The 18,832-nt window shown below is 47.0% G+C and carries 15 protein-coding genes; 8 read left to right on the forward strand and 7 right to left on the reverse strand.

Annotated elements, in window-relative coordinates; all coding sequences use genetic code 11:
- Positions 1–104: 104 nt before the first annotated feature.
- The 4 genes from DQM29_RS08815 to DQM29_RS08830 all read left to right on the forward strand — a co-directional run bounded on the left by DQM29_RS08815 (position 105) and on the right by DQM29_RS08830 (position 2,623).
- Positions 105–1,004 carry a LysR substrate-binding domain-containing protein gene (locus tag DQM29_RS08815; RefSeq protein WP_111740342.1) on the forward strand — a complete coding sequence of 300 codons (900 nt, stop codon included), beginning with the start codon at positions 105–107 and terminating at the stop codon, positions 1,002–1,004.
- A gap of 182 nt (positions 1,005–1,186) precedes the next feature.
- The gene (locus tag DQM29_RS08820) at positions 1,187–1,864 is read left to right on the forward strand and encodes an HAD-IA family hydrolase (RefSeq protein WP_111740343.1); all 678 of its coding nucleotides are present in this window, start codon (positions 1,187–1,189) and stop codon (positions 1,862–1,864) included.
- 56 nt (positions 1,865–1,920) lie between these two features.
- Positions 1,921–2,274 carry a cupin domain-containing protein gene (locus DQM29_RS08825; protein ID WP_111740344.1) on the forward strand — a complete coding sequence of 118 codons (354 nt, stop codon included), beginning with the start codon at positions 1,921–1,923 and terminating at the stop codon, positions 2,272–2,274.
- 61 nt (positions 2,275–2,335) lie between these two features.
- Positions 2,336–2,623 (forward strand): arginase family protein, encoded by a 288-nt coding sequence (locus tag DQM29_RS08830; protein WP_145960353.1) that lies wholly within the window; start codon positions 2,336–2,338, stop codon positions 2,621–2,623.
- 76 nt (positions 2,624–2,699) lie between these two features.
- Here the strand turns inward: DQM29_RS08830 and DQM29_RS08835 are convergent, their stop codons facing one another.
- The 7 genes from DQM29_RS08835 to DQM29_RS08865 all read right to left on the reverse strand — a co-directional run bounded on the left by DQM29_RS08835 (position 2,700) and on the right by DQM29_RS08865 (position 11,347).
- Positions 2,700–3,434, reverse strand: a complete 735-nt coding sequence (locus DQM29_RS08835; RefSeq protein ID WP_232054886.1) for an autotransporter outer membrane beta-barrel domain-containing protein — start codon at positions 3,432–3,434, stop codon at positions 2,700–2,702.
- Between the two features lie 65 nt (positions 3,435–3,499).
- Positions 3,500–4,264: a fimbrial biogenesis chaperone gene (locus tag DQM29_RS08840; RefSeq protein WP_206750037.1), complete on the reverse strand. Its 765-nt coding sequence runs from the start codon at positions 4,262–4,264 to the stop codon at positions 3,500–3,502.
- 13 nt (positions 4,265–4,277) lie between these two features.
- Entirely contained in the window at positions 4,278–5,627 is a 1,350-nt protein-coding gene (locus tag DQM29_RS08845) for a fimbrial protein (protein WP_111740346.1), read from the reverse strand.
- 27 nt (positions 5,628–5,654) lie between these two features.
- Positions 5,655–8,201 carry a fimbria/pilus outer membrane usher protein gene (locus tag DQM29_RS08850; RefSeq protein WP_415270863.1) on the reverse strand — a complete coding sequence of 849 codons (2,547 nt, stop codon included), beginning with the start codon at positions 8,199–8,201 and terminating at the stop codon, positions 5,655–5,657.
- Between the two features lie 76 nt (positions 8,202–8,277).
- Positions 8,278–9,036 (reverse strand): fimbrial biogenesis chaperone, encoded by a 759-nt coding sequence (locus DQM29_RS08855; protein ID WP_232054888.1) that lies wholly within the window; start codon positions 9,034–9,036, stop codon positions 8,278–8,280.
- A gap of 93 nt (positions 9,037–9,129) precedes the next feature.
- Positions 9,130–9,663, reverse strand: a complete 534-nt coding sequence (locus DQM29_RS08860) for a fimbrial protein (RefSeq protein WP_111740349.1) — start codon at positions 9,661–9,663, stop codon at positions 9,130–9,132.
- Between the two features lie 559 nt (positions 9,664–10,222).
- Positions 10,223–11,347: a hypothetical protein gene (locus tag DQM29_RS08865; RefSeq protein WP_111740350.1), complete on the reverse strand. Its 1,125-nt coding sequence runs from the start codon at positions 11,345–11,347 to the stop codon at positions 10,223–10,225.
- A 328-nt stretch (positions 11,348–11,675) separates the two neighbouring features.
- Between DQM29_RS08865 and DQM29_RS08870 the strand changes: the two genes are divergently transcribed.
- The 4 genes from DQM29_RS08870 (at position 11,676) to DQM29_RS08885 (ending at position 18,828) form a co-directional block, all read left to right on the forward strand.
- Positions 11,676–12,305: a hypothetical protein gene (locus tag DQM29_RS08870; protein WP_145960354.1), complete on the forward strand. Its 630-nt coding sequence runs from the start codon at positions 11,676–11,678 to the stop codon at positions 12,303–12,305.
- Positions 12,271–13,080 carry a hypothetical protein gene (locus DQM29_RS08875; protein ID WP_145960355.1) on the forward strand — a complete coding sequence of 270 codons (810 nt, stop codon included), beginning with the start codon at positions 12,271–12,273 and terminating at the stop codon, positions 13,078–13,080. Before DQM29_RS08870 ends, DQM29_RS08875 begins: the two co-directional genes overlap by 35 nt.
- The gene (locus DQM29_RS08880; protein ID WP_111740353.1) at positions 13,031–14,995 is read left to right on the forward strand and encodes an autotransporter outer membrane beta-barrel domain-containing protein; all 1,965 of its coding nucleotides are present in this window, start codon (positions 13,031–13,033) and stop codon (positions 14,993–14,995) included. The genes DQM29_RS08875 and DQM29_RS08880 overlap by 50 nt, the downstream gene beginning before the upstream one ends.
- Before the next feature lie 539 nt (positions 14,996–15,534).
- Entirely contained in the window at positions 15,535–18,828 is a 3,294-nt protein-coding gene (locus DQM29_RS08885) for an autotransporter outer membrane beta-barrel domain-containing protein (RefSeq protein ID WP_197708857.1), read from the forward strand.
- Positions 18,829–18,832 lie beyond the last annotated feature (4 nt).

Below are 18,832 nucleotides of genomic sequence, written 5' to 3' on the forward strand. Positions count from 1 at the left end.
ATGAAGGACGCCTGCCCACTGCGATAGCCAAAGTATATTTCAGTACAAATTAACAATTTTTGGTCTTATCATTTAGTCATTCTAAATTTCATTATGATTAAATGATGATTGATACCCTTGATCTCCAATTTTTACTCGCCATCAAAACGCAGGGCTCACTGGTCGGCGCAGCCAGATTCCTTAACGTTACGCCTTCGGCCGTGACCCAGCGATTACAGCAGCTAGAGGCTCGGTTAAATATTCACCTGATTGACCGCACCGCCAGGCGACTTCATTTTACTGATGAAGGGGAGCTATTGTGCAGAAAGGGGGTGGTTTTACTGGAGCAGCATAAGGCACTATTTGAAGAGATTATGCAGCAGCACGGTAAACTGGTTGGAACGCTCAAAATAAACGCACCGTTCGGGTTTGGCCGAAAGTATATTACGCCCGTAGTGGCTCAGTTTTATCGCCAGTATCCACAGGTAGAAGTGATATTAAAACTTTCAGAACAGCCACTGCTGGAAGAACAGGATCGCTTTGATCTGGTATTACACATTGGTGAACTTGATAATTCTAACCTGATTGCCCACACCATCGCGCCGAATCATCGTTTTATCTGTGCGGCACCGGCGTTAATTGAACGCTGTGGAATGCCTTCATCACCGCAAGACTTGTTAAAATACCCCAGCATTGCGCTATTGGAAAACAACGAAGACACCACCCTCTGGAGCTTTGAGCAGAAAAATAAAAAGCAAACCATCAGAATTTCACCCGTGCTCAGCAGCAACGATGGCGATGTAGTTTGTTCATGGGCTAAATCGGGATTAGGCATCATTATGCGATCCCAGTGGGACGTTGCTGAAGCGCTTTCGCAGGGGCAGTTAACTCGACTTCTGCCTCAGTGGTCGCTGCCAGATGCGCCCGTTGTGGCATTAACCCATCGGCGTAAGGGAATACCTGAACGTGTCCATGCTTTTATGTCCTTATTAAAAAAGCATTTTACTCCAAATCCACCGTGGTAAGAGAGTGCTGAAAAGGCTAAAGACATTTAAGTTTTTATTAACAAAACAGTTAATAGTGCTTAATTTACTCTTAATTATCCACTCTCTATACTCGCTATAGGTTCGGGTAGCATCGATAAAATTCAAAATGGCTATCTCTGGCCAAAATATTGATTCTTTTACGCTAACTGTAGGAGTGAGTTATGACCCAGTCCAATTCGGGCAGCCTAACGGCCGAAGCCTGCCAGCACAAACCTAAAATTATTCTCTTTGATTTGCTGACCGCGCTCATCGACTCTTGGGAAGTCTGGAACGACACTGCCGGCTCGGAAGCCATTGGGAAAAAGTGGCGCATGACGTATCTGGCGCTCACTTATGGCTGTGGCGCATATCGCCCCTACGAAACCCTAGTCAGAGAAGCTGCCATAGCTTCCGGTTTAGAGGGCGCTTTGGCAGATCGGCTCGATCACAACTGGAAAAATCTTCGCCCGTGGGAAGAGGTCGGTTCAGTACTTCGTACCTTGAAGCAGGACTATCAGTTAGGCGTTGTCACCAACTGCTCAGAACGTTTAGGGCATATGGCTGCCGATCTGGTTGGTGTTCCCTTTGATATTGTGGTCACCTCCGACCGCGCAGGCTTCTACAAGCCTGACCCGCGCCCCTATCAGCTGGCTCTCGATTTGGCGGGGGTTAATGCACAAGAGGCCATTTTTGTGGCTGGCTCCGCTTACGATCTGATTGGGACAGCTGCGGTAGGCATTCCAACATTCTGGCATAACCGAATTGGCCTAACTGCGCCGGAACATGCGCCAGCGCCGATAAAAGAGATGGCAACGTTAACTGCGTTACCCGATGCAATCAGAGACTATATTGGCGCGTAAATAGGATAAAGTAGGTCATTCACGCTTTTACCCAAGAGCAAAAGGAAAGCCTCTGTATGACCGCTAACTTCTTCACCGATTTTCCTACGGATGCACAGAATGGTGCATCCGAAACCTTTGAAACCGTAGTAGCTCAGCCTAATGTGCGTATTGAGCGCATTATTTCAACGGGGCAGTCCAGCCCGCCGAACTTCTGGTATTGCCAAGCGCAAAGTGAATGGGTGATGGTCGTTCAAGGCTGTGCTGGCTTACAGTTTGATGAACAGGACGACGTCCTTATCTTACGCACCGGCGATTTTGTTAATATTCCTGCTCAACGAAAGCATCGAGTGGCCTGGACCGACTCTAGCGGCCCAACGATTTGGCTGGCTGTGCACTATGGAAATATTGAAAAGAAGGGTGTGTTCTAGGATCGTGACAGGGCTACCGTCTTTTTCAGCCACTGAGCTAGCCAAAAGTACAGATGGTTTATTGGACTGGTTTAAAAACACGGGAGCCAAACGTCTGGTTATCCATCTCGATCTTGACGCGCTCGATCCTCACTGGTTTAGATCGCTACTCTTTGCGCGCCCTGTACCTGAGGGGGAAGTTGCCTTACCCGGTGTACCTCATGGGCATCTACGGATAGAGACGCTGATTAAGATGCTGGAAGATATCGCTATGATTTCAGAGATCGTCGGTATCACTATTGCGGAACATACGCCCTGGGATGCGATAGCGCTTAAACAGATGTTGGAAAAACTGCCGCTAATGCGGTAGCTGGTTAAAAAAGCCAAATAGAAAAGGGAAGGCATTATGCCTTCCCTTGGTTTTTACATCAGACTAGAGCAGGAGATTAGAACCTGTACTTCACCCCCAGCGTCACGGCTGTGTCGCTGTAGCCCTTGTCGCCCAGCTGCTGCGCCACGTTAGTCCAGACGTTCAGGTTGCGGTTTAGCTGGCCTTCAGCACCCAGCTTCAGCTCGCCCACGTTGCGGCTACCCGCCTGACGAACAGTCACCCCGTCAAGGCGTGCCCCCGCCAGCTCGCTGTTGTACAGCCAGTTGGCTTCAGCATAGACCGTGAACAGCTTGTCGGTGCCCTTGTCAGCGTCGCTCACGCCGTCGCGGGAGATTTTCATCCCCAGACGCGTCTGCACATTGTCGCTGCCGGCTGATGTAACCTTGGTGCCGTTCGCCTCACGGTGGTTATCCGCGGTGATACCCGTCCAGGTCACCTGACCCTGCGGCGTCAGGTAAACGCTGCCGTTTTCGCCATGGTAAATCGGCATCCGGTAGCCCGCTTCCACCGAGGCGCTAAAGCCGTCCATGTCATAGCTTTCGCTAGCCGCACCTTGACCTTTCACGGTCGCATCCAGCCAGCTGTACTGCACCCAGCTGTCCACGTAGATACCGTTCAGGGTGGTGGCGGCTGCGCTAGAACGGGTGGTCATGCTGTCCGGCTTGCCGCCCACCAGTACCAGACCGTTCTCGATATCAATCAGCCCAGCAGCAACGTTGTCTCCATCAATCTGCACCGTACCGGTACCACGCTTGATAACCGTCCCGCTGCCGTGGACGTCGTTGGTCAATGCCCACAGGGAACTGGTGTCTAATCGGTGTTGTCGACCGTGCCTAGCCTCAAGCGGTAGGGTTCTTATCGTTCCACACTATTAATTGTCACCGCCTGAGAGGCTGCCTGATTAAAGCCGTTATCATCAATAAGCAGATACTGTAAGTCTAGCGTGCCGGTCGCGTTGCGCACAGCTGGGTGCTTAAACTCATATTCAGCCCGCTCAAAGGGCGGCGTCATCATATCCAGCTTTTGTTCGCTGGAATACTGCCTGCCAGAGATCTCCAGCTTAAGAGAAGCAAAAGAGGCAAAGTAGGGGGTTGGATTGGTACAGCGGATAACCAGCATATCTCCGCGACGAAACAGTGAAAATTGTAATTTACCTGCCCAGTCCTGTGGTTTTTCTTTCAGGCTTTTTGGGCGATAGAAAATCTTCATCTGAGTATTCATGGTCATTTTCACTTTGGGTGAAGATGCTGACTGTGCAGATTTGGTGGGAGGAACCTCATACAGGTTGAGCCAAAACACTGACTCACGATCGGTCGGTAAAGGGTGCTGGTTATAGATAATGCGCAGTCCCTGCATGGTATTTGGCTGCATACGAAATACCGCCGGCAAGGCAATATAGGGCGCATTGGCTTTTTCTGGGGTTCCGTCTATTTCACCGTTATCAACCCATGTTTGAACCATGACCGGATAGGGATTCGTGTTCGCCAGCATCAGGCTTTGCTCAGTAGTCCCTTCTTGATAAATAATGCGTGTTGACGACGGCATAATGCCTGCATTAGCCGGCGCTAATCCATAAACAGATCCCAGACCTAACAGAAGTACCAAGCCATATTTCTTCATGTGATTTACTCTGTCACTGTACTTTCACCAGCACATAGGCTGTAGCGTCCACTTTTCCGGCAGTGACCGTTTCTCCCGGTAGCTTTTCCAGCGTGGCCTGAAGGGTCGTGGTGTAGTTGTTATAACCGCTAGCGCTGCTACCGCTGTTGCTGGCTCCGGCTAATACCGGATACCATCCGGCACTGTCACCGCTTGGGCAACCGGAAGAGGTACAGGCATTCCAGCCAAGAAAATTCATTCTGACGCCGGTGCTGGCATTTTGTATTCTGATCCCTACACCGGTAGCGATTGAACTGTCAGTACCATAGCCGCGGGATAACAGATAGCTGACGCCTCCGCTGCTGTTAACTAAGCCTAGCTGCTGGGCGATGTTATAGCCTTCCAGAGACGTTTGTAATCCCATTGCGGTATTGCCGCTTGCTACACCAGAAACCGCCGCGTTACTGCATTCAACCGTAATATTCAGATTGCTTTGAACGGTCTCTCCGTTATTGAGCTGTGCTGCGGAGATCGTTGGGAAAAGCACCAACGGTGTCACATTGCGGGCGACGCAGGTTGCCGTATAGCTAATGGTTGACTGCGGTGCCGTTCCCATCCCCATCGCGTTCCAACGGCCAGTTCCCCAAGTACCGTACTCATCTGCGCTGTCTGTTCCGGGCGTTTGTGCCGCAATACCGGGGCCTGCAAACAGAATATAACCATTAGGCTGAATACAAGTATAGGTTGATGCCCCGGTGGTTGAGGCCATACCAGTGAGAGGGTTAGAGGCGGAATAGCCGCAGTAGTTACTTTTCCCTCTCCCCGGCAGTGTACTGATTTTAATTAAATCAGCGCGTACTGGGCTGAGGTCTCTCACTCGAATATTGATTTTGTTCCCAACAACTTCATAGCTAGTCAACGGCGCTGATTGCCAGGTGCGACTGAAAACAATACCTGAGTTTAAGTGAGTCAACTTAATCGCGACATAGGGAATATAGGTGGCGTAATATCCTGGATAGCCATCGTTAGTACCCTGTTCATAATACCCACCAACTCGATCGTCGCCGTTGGTAGCAAAAACTTCATAGATATCGTCTTTATCCGCAAGATCGCACTGATAGAGCACTTTATTGGGATCGGGGTATCTTGTTGCCGTAGTAAAATTAACCACTGAACTCCCCAATGGAGTGCCAACTGGCTGCAGGTAGTTATCAGTGATATTGATTTTACCCAGACCTAAGCCAAGCCCGCAGCTATCACACCCTGAATCAATATAGGGGGTAACTCTTGTACACTGAGCTTCAGATAGGTTTGACCACAGGACAGCGAGCAATGTGACCACAATAAGAGGGTATCTGGTAAATAGATAACGATGATTTTTCATAGTGGCTATTACTCTACTTAGAATCTGCTATTGGCACTGGCTGGTTAATACTATCAGCGGCCTGTCAGTATCCTGCCCTGATAGATCGTAGTGTAATCGGCACTGTTGGCCGGATTCTGTTCCCCAGCGGACAGTAAGATATCCATCAGTACTGTCTGAGCGAAGGTAAGCCTGATTACCCTGACCGACCATACCGATTATTGTATTCTGCTCGCTATACACATCAGCCCCCATAGGGATTGGCTCACGGCCTTCTGGCTGCTGTACGGTAATCAGCAGAGCGTATCCAGATACGGTTTTAAAATTCACTTTCACGGTAGCACCGGCGTAGGGAGCAATGCGCTTTTGGGCATCCCGCAGTTCGCTACGGCTGTCCATTCCTTCGGGATCCAAAGCAATCGTGTTGTAGCGATAGGGGGTCAATGCAGGGACTAGCGCATAGCCAAACGTATCGATCTTGGCGCCTTGCCCGCCCACTACGCTGGCGCCTTTGGCGCCTTTGGCCTCAACCAGTGCAAACGTATCTCCTACATAGGGACCTAGCGTGATACCCCCACTATGTAGCGCCATAGCCCCCTGAACGGAACCTGAAGCCTGCCAGTAGTCACTGGCGGTCGATGCAGAGGCCCCAAGTGTGGCAACGGAGGTGCGGGTCTGCAAGTTGCCATTCCACACGGTCTGGTGCTGGCGGCTGTCGGTTGAGACATTGAGACCATAGCTAATATCGCGCTGTTCTCCCAAAGTTCCGGATAGCGATGTTTGATAAGAGGTTCCCGAGTTGCCTGAGCGATTTAATGTTCCGGTAAGTATTGGCGCATAAGAACTGCGGCCGAGCGGAATTGAGATAGAAAAGGCGGTGTTAGTTTCAGACGTGCTCTTGTTATCGTACTGACTGTAGCTATAGCCGTCGTTATTCGTGTAGGGATTATTATAAAAACCACCGTTATGCGTTCGGGCGACTGACAGGTTAAACGACACGCCATTCTGGAAAACTTTAGAATAGCCAAGCTGTAGCTGTTTATCCCGCGCTTTTCCATTACGATAGTTTTGAGTTGAAGCAGAAAGATAGACATTGCCGGCCCAGTCGAGAGATTGGTTAATAGAACCTTCAAGGCGAGACTTCTGCATATAGGTTGATGACTCCCAGTCATCTCCCGATTTAGCCGACTGTCGAATGCCCAAGACATCGTTTAATTCACGATAGCCATTAGTGGAATATTGATATCCGCCAATGGAGAAGGTCGTACTGGTTGGACTGTAGGTTTTACTGTAGGAAAGGTGGAGCATCCAGCCGGATTGATCGTCGCTATTTGGTAGCTGTGCGCGAGAATAGGTGGTATCGAGCCCAAAAGCGCCTAGCTGACTGGTATAAACGCCCCCAAGCATGGCTGCCTGATAGCCATCGGCTAAACGGAACGCGCTGTTAGCGGTTATGGCATTACTAATACCGCGGCGATAGCTGGCTTCACCAAACAGATCGCTATCCCCAACGTATCGCGTTTTACCGACCAACAGAGAATAGCGTGAAATATTCGGTCGCAGTGACTCCGCTACAGCAGAAAAGGGCACTTTGAACGTACTGACGCTGCCATCGGCCTCCGTCACGCTAACGTCCAGATCGCCGGCATAGTTAGTGGCGTTTAAATCATTAATTTCAAAAGGCCCCGGCGCTACCGTTGACTGGTAGATAATATTTTCACCCTGGCGAATAATGACATTGGCATTGGTTTTGGCAATACCGTGTACCGATGGGGCATAGCCACGCTGTGATTCCGGCAGCATACGATCGTCAGACGCCAGTTCTAGTCCCCGATAGCCTAAACCGGAAAAATAGCGCCCGCTGGTAAAGCCTTCACCAACCATAACTTCACTGCCTAACGGAGCTATAGCTCGTTGAACATAGCGACGAGTTGTCGTAAAACGGCTGTCCTGACCTGTTTGGCTGTTATAAAAAGACTGTTGACGGTAGCGCCATAACCCTAGATTCGCACCCGCATTAATATTGACGTAAGTCGAGTCAAGATCCTTGGTGGCACTGTTTTTATAGGCGACGTGATACTGATTCAAGCTGTAGTTAATAAAACCAATAGTTTCTCCACTGGAAAGGGAGTCCGGGCTGATATATCCCCGCGGGCGATGGTTCATTAATTTTTTCGGTATGTTTAAATTCAGGCGTAACTCAGAAAACTGAAACTGGCTACCCGCGCCGTCAACCTGCTGTTCGAGAATAACGCAGCGACGTTCATCTGCACTATCCTGTGAGTTCGTGCTTATAGCTGAATCATAAACCCCGGTTTGAATTAGAAGCTCTCTAGATAGACAGGGTAATACTTTGTTATTGGTAGCATTAACAAAAGTCACATTATTGCTGCCAACAAACTCATTGTTGAGATAGATATCTACCTGATACTGCCCTGGGGCAATACTCTCCGCTTTGTTAAAGCGGGATATGTCTGGTATCGCTAAATGACTGCCCTTGAACAGAGATTCATCAAAGCTGTATTCATCGGCATTAATATCCACTGGTGGAACATTGGCATATGACGCATGTGTATATACCAACCCTGTTATCATCGATAGCAGTAGGCCACGATGTTTGAGCCAGTAAGTATATTGAGTGAAATAGTCCATCGTTTGTGTTGTTGAACAATCAGAACTGGTACTTCGTTTTAATTTCAACGCCGTAATCATTAACCAGCTTGTATTGAAGAATCGATGAACGATTAACACTAATAGACGATCTTATCGGCCAGGATACCTCTGATTTAGGGGCAACCATGGTGACATCCGGTACATTGACCGATTTACCTGCTGTTGTGATAGTGGCCTGAGTAAAACTGGCGTGATAGGCAGTAGGGTTATTGACCACCAGATGCGTTTTCCCTTGAATTTTTTTCACAGAGAAAGTGAGCTCATCACTGATTTTATCCGATGAACCGGGTAATGAATCAGGGCGATAAAAAACCTTGAGGCGATTGGAGACTAAAAGCAGTAACTTGTTTTTATCTTTATCTGATGACTTAACTGACGGGATCTGCTGAAAGTTAAAATAGAATACTGATTCGCGATCCTGCGGTAATCCAGATCCGGTAAATACCAGTCTGACGGCCTGACCCGAATTGGGTTCCATACGAAACACTTGTGGTGTGGCGACAAAAGGCGCATCGGCCGTTGATGGATTTGAACGTGGGTTATTTGTATCCAGCCAGATCTGTACCACATTAGGGTAGGGATCCTGATTGGTAAACTGCAGGGTTTTCTCTTTAGCTGAAGCGGAATAGATGATGCGGTTACCATTCATAATAACGCTGGCATAGCTATATTGGCTAACGACCAGGGTACACAGTAATAATGCGCTGCTGCGCTTTAGTAACTTGTAGAGTAACGACATTGCTTTGCTTCCAGTCAAGAAGTTCCTTGGTATTAACTCCGGGGACTATATTGAGAATAACACTGAAGGCGGCTCTCGCTATTTTCCCCGAAACTAATATTTGACGATCCGTTATGGATAAGTGATAGCGTATTGCGCGCTAGTAATCACCGAACCTGCGGATATAGAGCCACTCTCAGCATAGTACTTTGCAGTTAGCTCTTGAGATGTAGAGGTCGCACCGCTGGCCAATGTCATTTCTGATGTGGTAGCAAATCCAGAAGTGAAATCAAGAGGGGTAGAACCATCGGAGTCTAGCAGTCTAATGGAGACGTCAGTCGCACTGCCAGTATTGCCCAAGTTACCGTTGCTGGTCACGTTGTAACCCACAAAAACGGTTTTAACCGTTGTTGCGCTACTTTCTGACGTACAGCCGGTCAGATTTACCGTAAACGTCGTTTCACCAGCAGTTAGCCCCTGAGTTGATAATGAGCTGGCGGGAACAGTAGGTAGTAATACGATAGGATTACTTGAAACACCGTTGATGTCGACAGCACAGGTTTGAGTGCTGACTTCACCCATAAATTTAACGGTATTATTGGCGTTAGCGGCTGTTACGTATGAGAGTGAAAGTGTGGCTAAAGCGATAACTGTTATTTTTTTCATATTTGAAATCCTTTTACTTAGGCTGCTAATAATTTATTGATTAAATATGAGGTGGCTTCATTTTTAATATTAAAAGTAAAACCAATCTGTTTTTCTTGAAAAAAACAGATATTTCCCTTTAGTTTAATAGGGGATTAAGTCCACAGCATCTTTCAACAATTATTACATTGTCAATGGGTGTGATGGTGTTGGTAAAAAATAGTACACTAGGGTGATATGATGGGTCAAGGACTCTAATGTGTTGATACTGCATCACATGTAATATTCCCACCCAACAAGAGTGTCAATAGCCTTATTGTACATTTTATGGCAGGGGGATTAATATCCTACAGTCTTGTGCCAAATGTGTTTTTCACTCTTATATAGATAGACCTAATGATGATATAAATTTTCTAAATAATTTCTATATTTATTATCTTTTACCTAACATTATGATTTTGCTGAGTAATTTTAGTGAGACTTTTCATCAATAAACCTCTCTATTTCAATAGGAAATCGCCTGGCTTGATGCGCAATGAAAGCGTTGAAAAATAGGGCGATCGTGCCGAGAGGGCTCAGTTTAATCAATATCATGATAGTATTGCTTTAATACATCAAATGGGATAATAGACCAAGGCGCATATTTACAGTGACTATATCTGGCGACAGGCTTGGCCCCTACGTATAGTCCTTTATTAGTGAGATACCAGTTGCCAAATATCCAAAATTCGGGATTAGCATAGTCACAGTCGTTGGTAACCTTCATATGCTGTGGGTAGAGTCGCTGAAAAATCTCAACCAGTGTGGGGGCATATATTTGCTTTAGATAATCATCGCGCTGCATAGCGCTATTAGGCTGTTTGATTTCGGGTGTTACCCAAAAAATACGCTCAATCGGAACTTGCTCACCCGTTTTGGGATCGAGCGTAACGCCTAACGTGTTGGTATAGAGCGTGTCGCCACGCGGCGCACCGTCGAACAGACACTTATAGTGCAGGCTTAGGCCGTAGCTGACCCATTTTTCATTAAAGAAATAGGAAGAAACGGTCCAGCCTTTTGCACCCGAAAGCCCGTCATTACCGACACACTGAAGAACATCGTGTATAGCAATATAGTGCCGTATTTCCAGCTCCCGATTTAGCGTTGTCAGCACATCAGCAGGGTAGCCAGATATCACGCGAAACATTGTTAGCTCGGTATACGGATCGCTGTACCATTGGATGAAGTATTTCCCATTTACCGTCTCTTTTTTTCCGGGTATCAAGGCTACGTCGGCGAAGCGCAGCTTTTCATAGTCGCTGGATTTTGCGAAATCCAGAAGAGGGAGCGGATTTTTTACAGTTGAAGGCTGTACTTGGGTCAGCGTAACGGACAGCGGCTCTCCCGCTTTATTTTCGAATATTCCCTGATAGCCGTCTCCGTGGCGCTTTAACCAAAATTTATCGCCGGTTTCTTTAGAAGTAAGAGTTATATCATCATTTTTTGATGTTTCTGTACCTTTGGTTTCATGCCCTATCAGTAAGATATCCTGCTTAATGCGGGTATAAAAATATCGCCCTTGAATAGTTTCTGGGTCTCTGAAAGCAAAATGCATCACAACCGGATAGCGCCCAATGTAGCCTTGATATACATCCGCAAAGGCAAAGGGCTGGAAGGAAAAACAGCCACAAATAGCGAGAAGCATGAATACCGTACGTTCGATCATCGTAATAGTCCGTTATTTGAAACGTTCAGTGTGCTTTAGCAGATTAGAAGCGTGAAGCCAAATCTCTAAAAGCGGCTAACACATTTTAATCATGAAAAGCAGTGATAACCAGCACAATCAGAGGCCGGTGACTTTACCTCTAAGTAGGTGTTTTGGGGAATGAGCAATAATATATTCTATTTTTATAATTGTGATCATGTTAATTATTCCATAACAAATTCAACTCATTAATTTGATGGTCAACCTTTAAGGAAATTAGTGTTTTTTTCATTTAAAACCTCATTGGATACAGTATCAGTTCGATTAATAATTTGATCTAGAATAGATATTGCCGTATATTGGCAACGCTTTTATATCTTGGATTAATGATGCATTAGAAACGGATGTCGTTATGTTCTATTACAAAAAATTGTTTATTGCTATTGGGTTAGCTACAACACCGTTAGCTAGTCATTCAGCCTATGCGGCACCTCCGTATTATAATGATGTAGGAGAATTCAGCAGCGGATTATGGGACTGGAACAATAAAGGAAACGTCATTGGTGGTGGGGATGGAAACAGTGGCGAACTCACTTTACAGGGTTCTGCCAGTTACAATAATGCATTCACTGTTGGATATAATGGCGGTAATGGCACGCTAACAATTAAAGACAATGCTGCATTCATTGGTGATATTACCCACTTTAGTGTAGGAACGGCCGAGAGCCAAATAACGCAATCTAATGAAACAACCGGTGTTCTAAATCTCATCGGCAACAATATTGGACTCATTAACGCGACGGTATTGAAAGTTGGCGACACCTCAGTATATGACAGATATACTCAGCGAGATAAGAGTGTTACAGGAATACTAAATATTCTTGATGGCGCCCGCGTAAGCGTTGGCCCAGTATCCGGTTCACCTGGAAACGCTATGGGGGGTATTGTTTTGGGCCGGCAGCGGAAACTCCGCCAATAAAGGTATAATTAATATCAATGGAAAGAACAGCTCTCTTCATGTAAGAAATGAGATTATTGAGTCTAGTCCTTATATAGAAGATGGCGTCGTTGATGGTAATGTCTATTTGGGATATCTTGGCGATGCTGATGTCAATATATCTAATGGCGGCTCATTCATCACCGGTCGAATGATCGCATCGTTTGCCAGAAAAAATGATGATATTAATAGTTTAGTCAAAACGCCTACCGTCAATATCAACGTTACGGGTTCAGGCAGTAAGTTAGGCATTCAAAGCTTATTAGCGTTGGCTTCCAGTGAAGGCGGTAATGTTTTCAGTATCGACTTTCATGCCCAAACTAAAGGCGTGGGAACTGCGGTTCTAACCGTTGAGGACGGGGCCGAGGTTTACTTTGAGGGCAAAGCCTATATGGCCGCGGACGGATTTGGTGAGAGAACGTCAGGCCTATTCCTAGCGAGTGATTTAGGTTCTTCCGCCACCGTAAACCTCAATTCAGGCGGTACTATTTCCATCTCTGATAGCAGCCTATCTCCGACCAAAGACGGGATTGTCGCGGGCGATGGCTCATATGACTTCAATCTTAATGGTGGAACGCTTCGCGTTAATTCATGCGAGTACTGTGATAATAAACTCACCACCGCCGTTAACATGAATGTACTTTCTGAATCGGTACTGGAGGCAGATACCGACAAGAAAATGATGCTTAACGGTAATCTTGTAGGAAATGGCGGGCTGGTTAAGACCGGTGAGGGAACGGTTATTTTTTTCCGGTGAGAATAATTATACCGGAGGAACACGTGTAGAAGCCGGGGAGCTGAGATCGAATGCTTCCAAAGCCTTTGTTGATAATACGACTTATATCGTCAATGGTGGTCGATTAAATCTTAATCATCACGACCTCATTATGTCATCGCTCTCCGGCTCAGGCGGCGTAGTTGATGTCACGTCTGCAGACCTCACGATAAACCAAAATAATAACAGCTACTTTGCGGGCCAATTTGATGGCTCAGGGACGATTGCTAAGTCGGGAACGGCTCAATTAGCCCTTAGCGGCGATAGCCGTAACTATAGCGGAATAACCACTATTTACAGCGGTAACCTTGATTCAACCAACGCATTAGGCGGGCAGATAATCGTTAAACCTAACGCTCTGCTTTCTGCTACAGGATACTTGGGAGAGACTACGACAACGCCTGGCAGTACCCTTTTTGTAGGGAGCTTGTACCACGCCAATCAGCCAAGTTTATCAGCCCTGACCATTGATAATCATTTCAGCAATCAGGGAAATACCTATGTAGGTAGAGTAAACAACGACGCAAAATCGCTGGTAGGGAACCGGCTTTTGGTTAACGGCAACTATCAGGGGGGTGGTTCGCTTCACTTTAATACCGTTGCCGGTGATGATAATTCTGTCACCGATCGTATGACGATAATGGGTAATACCTCAGGAGAAACCAGCGTTTACGTTACTAACGTCGGCGGTATGGGGGATTACACAGAGAAAGGTATTGAATTGATTAGCGTCCGCGGCCAATCTGACGGCGTTTTCAATCAGGCTGGGCGTATTACCGCTGGAGCATATGAGTACTTCCTCAATAGAGGAAACGCGGAGAAGGGTGCTGATAGTAAAAACTGGTACCTGACTAACTATCGGCCAAATCCAAATCCAGCTCCAGAGACTTCTGAACCCACGATCAGGCCTGAAGCTGGCGGCTATATTCACAATATCGCTTCGTCTAATATGCTTTTTGTTCATCGCCTGCACGATCGTTTGGGTGAAACCTATTATACCGATGCACTTACTGGTGAAGAAAAGGTTACCAGCATGTGGATGCGTAACGTTGGCGGGCACACTCGTTCAAGAGACAGCAGCGGCCAGCTCAAAACCCAGGCTAACCGCTACATTCTCCATTTAGGCGGCGATGTGGCTCAGTGGAGCAACGATGGTCAGGATCGTTGGCACATCGGCGTTATGGGAGGGTATGCCAACAGCCACAGCAACACACGCTCATCAATAACAGACTACCGGGCGGATAGCTCTGTAAGCGGTTACAGTCTCGGCGGATATGGCACCTGGCAACAGAATAAGGGCGAAAATACGGGAGCCTATGTAGATACCTGGGCCCTGTATAGCTGGTTCGATAACCAGGTTAAAGGGCAGGGGCTGGCAGCAGAATCCTATAAGTCTAAAGGCGTTACCGCTTCTCTTGAAACGGGCTATACCTTTAAAACCGGTGAATATAGAGACAGTAAAGATGAAATCAACGAATGGTTTGTGCAGCCTCAGGCACAAATAGTTTGGATGGGCGTTAAGGCTGATTCATTCGCTGAAACTAACGGCACTCGAATTCACAGCAAAGGCGCGGGCAATATTCAGACTCGCTTAGGCGTTCGTACTTTTATTAAAGGGCATCATCAGTCTGATGAAGGTAAAGAGCGCGAGTTTGAGCCGTTTGTAGAAGCAAACTGGATACACAACACTAAAAAATTCAGTACGGAAATGGGAAATAGGCGCATCACTCAGGCTGGTGCTGATAACGTCGCCGAACTTAAGCTGGGCGTCGAAGGCCAGATAAATCGTCATTTCAACATGTGGGGAAACGTCGGCGTTCAGGTTGGTGACAGTGGATATAGCGATACAGCGTTCATGCTAGGCATTAAATATAACTTCGGGCAATCCTCAAAATAGCAGTCCGTAACGCAAAAAAAGCTGCCTAAGGCTTATGGTCTTTGGCAGCTTTTTTATTTCATCATTTAGGCCAAGAGTCTGTCTTGCATCGTGTCTGGAAGAAGTTAACGCGATGGCTGCCCTATGCTGATATCTCAGACAAAGGAGTGAATATCACTCAGCTGGAAAACAGCGTTCCTTCATACTAGAAATAATAAAAATCTTCATTTGTTAATATTCCATTAAAAAATAACGCGTTCGCCTTATAAAAAGACGTTATTTCTTACACCAAAAAATAAAAATATTTTATTGAAAATTCACTATTGCTCGATATTTTAGATCGCATCAAATATAAAAATATTTTATTGTAAAATCGCTATTGACCGATATTTTAGATCGTATACCATGGCAATAGATCAGGGAGAAAGGCAAAAATTAGTTCCCCATGGAAGGGTGACAATCACCGTTTCAACGCATAACTCCCCCAGCTAAAACCCAGAAGCCCTATTTTTTTAGCCTAAGAAACACTGTTTTTACACGTCAAAATGGAGAATATTTCAATGATGAAAAAAAAATGGAAGAAAGTCGTACCGATAATGCTAGGGAGCTCATTTCTTTGCAGCCCAGTCATGGGCGCAACGGAGTTAACCGATCGTATCTATACCACCAGCATGAGCAATGTTATTACCGGCGGTAGCTATACCGTAAGCAACGGCGACGTTCTTCTGGACTCCAGCGGCTATACGGGGCCTCTGGATGGCAGGAAACCTGTCATTAGTACGCTAAATGGGGACGTCAATATTGATATTAGCGAAGGTAATACATTAACCATAAAAGGTCTCAATAATAGAGGCGCGCTTGAGGCCGATGGAAGTAGTCTTCACGGGACGATAACCTTTAACGGCGGCAACCTGATTGTCAGTAATGAAGCGAATAATACGGCTGAAAATACTTATGGACTCTATGCCAACAACGGAGGTCAGCTTGATTTTAACAACGATGGAAATAATAAAATCAATTTGACCGTTTATATGCCGGGGGCTAACCGAGTTCAGGGTGGGTCTGCTGGTATCTATGTCGATAATAGTCTATTCAATTTTGATGGGGGGAACCTTACTGTCGATATTGATGGTGATAGACTTGCGGCTACAAGCTGGGCGGGTATAAGTACTCACCGTGGAAGCCATTTTATTTTTAATGGAGAAGATTTTACTGTCAACATGGGCAGTAATCGCGCAGAAGGCCTGAGTCGGCATGGCTTAAGGATTGAAACTAGTAGGTTTGACCTTGATGGGAAAAACTTTACTGTGAAGCTAGAGGGCAATCCGGATAGTGGCCTAATTCAGAATCAGGTAGGGATGTTTATCTACGACGGGAGCACCGTAGATATTCATGCTACCGAGCAAATTCTCATTGAGTCCGATGGCTATGCGTTACATATGGGTAAGTATGTACAATATGATCCGATTAATACGGCGAAATTTGAAGCTGATACCATTATTATAAAAAGTCGGGGTGGTATCCATGCTGGAAATCATGCCTATGCGGAAGGCATTTATGACGGTATTCGAAACACGCTCGAATTTACTGGCCATATGCTAATTGAATCCATAGCCCGAGGTGGAAACGATGATACATATCTACTGGAATCTAACGGTCAGGCTATTAGCGTTGTGGGGACGGATCTTACGTTTAACAGCAATCGCGGCGTGACGGTTTATAGTGAAAACCTTACGCCTCAAGGCGTTGATCCTTACGTTATCGGCTATTTAGATCCAAATGATCCCGTACCTTACTGGCTGCGCGCTATTACTCTTCGCAAAGATACGCAGCTAACGGCGAATACGGATTTCGCCGTAACGGTTAATGGCGGTTATAATAATACGGGATTATATGTTGGGGAGAGTCAGGCTAAATTTAATGGCAAAACCAGTATTACGGTGATGAATGGCATAGATACCGCGCGGGGAATATTTAGCTTCGGTGGATATTACGATAGACCGACCATCGCAGAATTTTATGATGACTTAACTATTTCATTAGCGGGCACTCAGGCTGATTACATTGCCGGTATAGAGGCTGAATCAGGCGGTAAAGTCGATATTAAAAAAGGACTATTCCTGAATGATAACGACAATATTTATTGGTCACTCAATGCCTATGATACAGGTAGCCAAATTGATGTTAACTCAGCGGGTACCGGCATGGTACAGGTCGTAGGTGATATCAGCGCTTATGACGGTGGTATAATTAATATAAAAATGAATACCCCGAACTCCTATCTAACGGCTACCAGCTATGCGAATGACAGCTACGGTGGCACGATCAACATGAACATTGCCAATGACGCTGTGTGGAACATGACGGGGAACTCTACCGTCACCAGCCTGACGACGGATCGCGGTCACGTTAACTTTATGGCACCGAGCAACAGTGGGGGGTTTAAAACCCTAACCGTTCATGGCGACTATGCTGGCAGCGGACTTTTGACGATGAACACCGTGCTGGGAGGCGATGATTCTGCCACTGATAAACTTATCGTTGAGGGCAGCACCACCGCGGGCACCACGGGCCTTATCGTTAACAACTACAACGGCACCGGCGAGCAGACCGTCAACGGCATTGAAATCATTACCGTTGCCGGCGAGTCAAACGGCGTCTTTGAGTTAAGAAACCGTGTGGTTGGCGGCGCCTATGAGTACAGCGTGACAAAAACGGGTAAAAACTGGTATCTGACTAATGCGTTAATCCCGCCGACACCGGAACCAGAGCCTGAACCTAACCCTAATCCAAACCCAACGCCAGATCCTGAACCCAATCCAACGCCGGATCCTGAGCCAACCCCGACTCCAACACCGGAGCCGGGAGGAGAGGGTGATGCTATCAGAGTGATCCGCCCTGAGACCGGCGCCTATATCGCCAACCTGGCGGCGGCCAACGCGCTGTTTGTGACTCGCCTGCACGATAGACTGGGGGAAACGCAGTATACCGATTTTTTAACAGGTGAAACCAAAGTCACCAGCCTGTGGTTACGTCAGGAAGGCGGTCATAACCGCAGCCGCACCCAGTCCGGCCAGGGGAAAACGCGGTTAAACCGCTATGTTGCGCAGATTGGCGGCGATCTGGCTCAGTGGAGCAATAACGGCCTCGACCGCTTCCATCTTGGCGCAATGGCTAGCTACGGCCGCGTTAATGGCAAGACCGACGCTAAGTACTCCGCCTACAGCGCTAAAAACAAAGTGGACGGCTATGCACTAGGCCTTTACGGTACCTGGTATGCCAACCAGGAAGACAAGTCCGGGCTGCATATCGACAGCTGGGTGCAGTACGCCTGGTTTGACAATACCGTTCAAGGCGACGGTCTGGCGTCAGAAAGCTATGACTCCAAGGGCTGGTTAGCCTCTGTTGAAGCCGGCTACAGCTTTAAGATGGGTGAAAACGAGCGCGCCAGCTACTGGCTGCAGCCTAAAGCGCAGCTAACCTGGATGGGCGTTCATGCTGATGCGCATCGTGAAGTAAACGGCACTAAAGTGACGGGTAAAGGCGATAACCTCTCTACGCGGTTAGGCCTGCGCGCCTATGCCCAAGGCCACAGCAGCGTTGATGATAATACCGGACGAGTCTTCCAGCCGTTTGTCGAAGCCAACTGGATTTATAACAGTAAAAACTTTGGCGTAACCATGAACGACGTTTCTGACTACCAGGCCGGCACGCGCAATATTGGCGAAATTAAAGTCGGTGTGGAAGGGCACTTAAACAAAAAACTAAACGTATGGACCAACGTTGCTCAGCAAATGGGCGACAGCGGCTATAGCGATACTCAGGCCATCGTTGGCGTTAAGTACAGTTTCTAACCGC

Source organism: Leminorella richardii (assembly GCF_900478135.1).
In the GTDB taxonomy this organism is placed as follows: domain Bacteria; phylum Pseudomonadota; class Gammaproteobacteria; order Enterobacterales; family Enterobacteriaceae; genus Leminorella; species Leminorella richardii.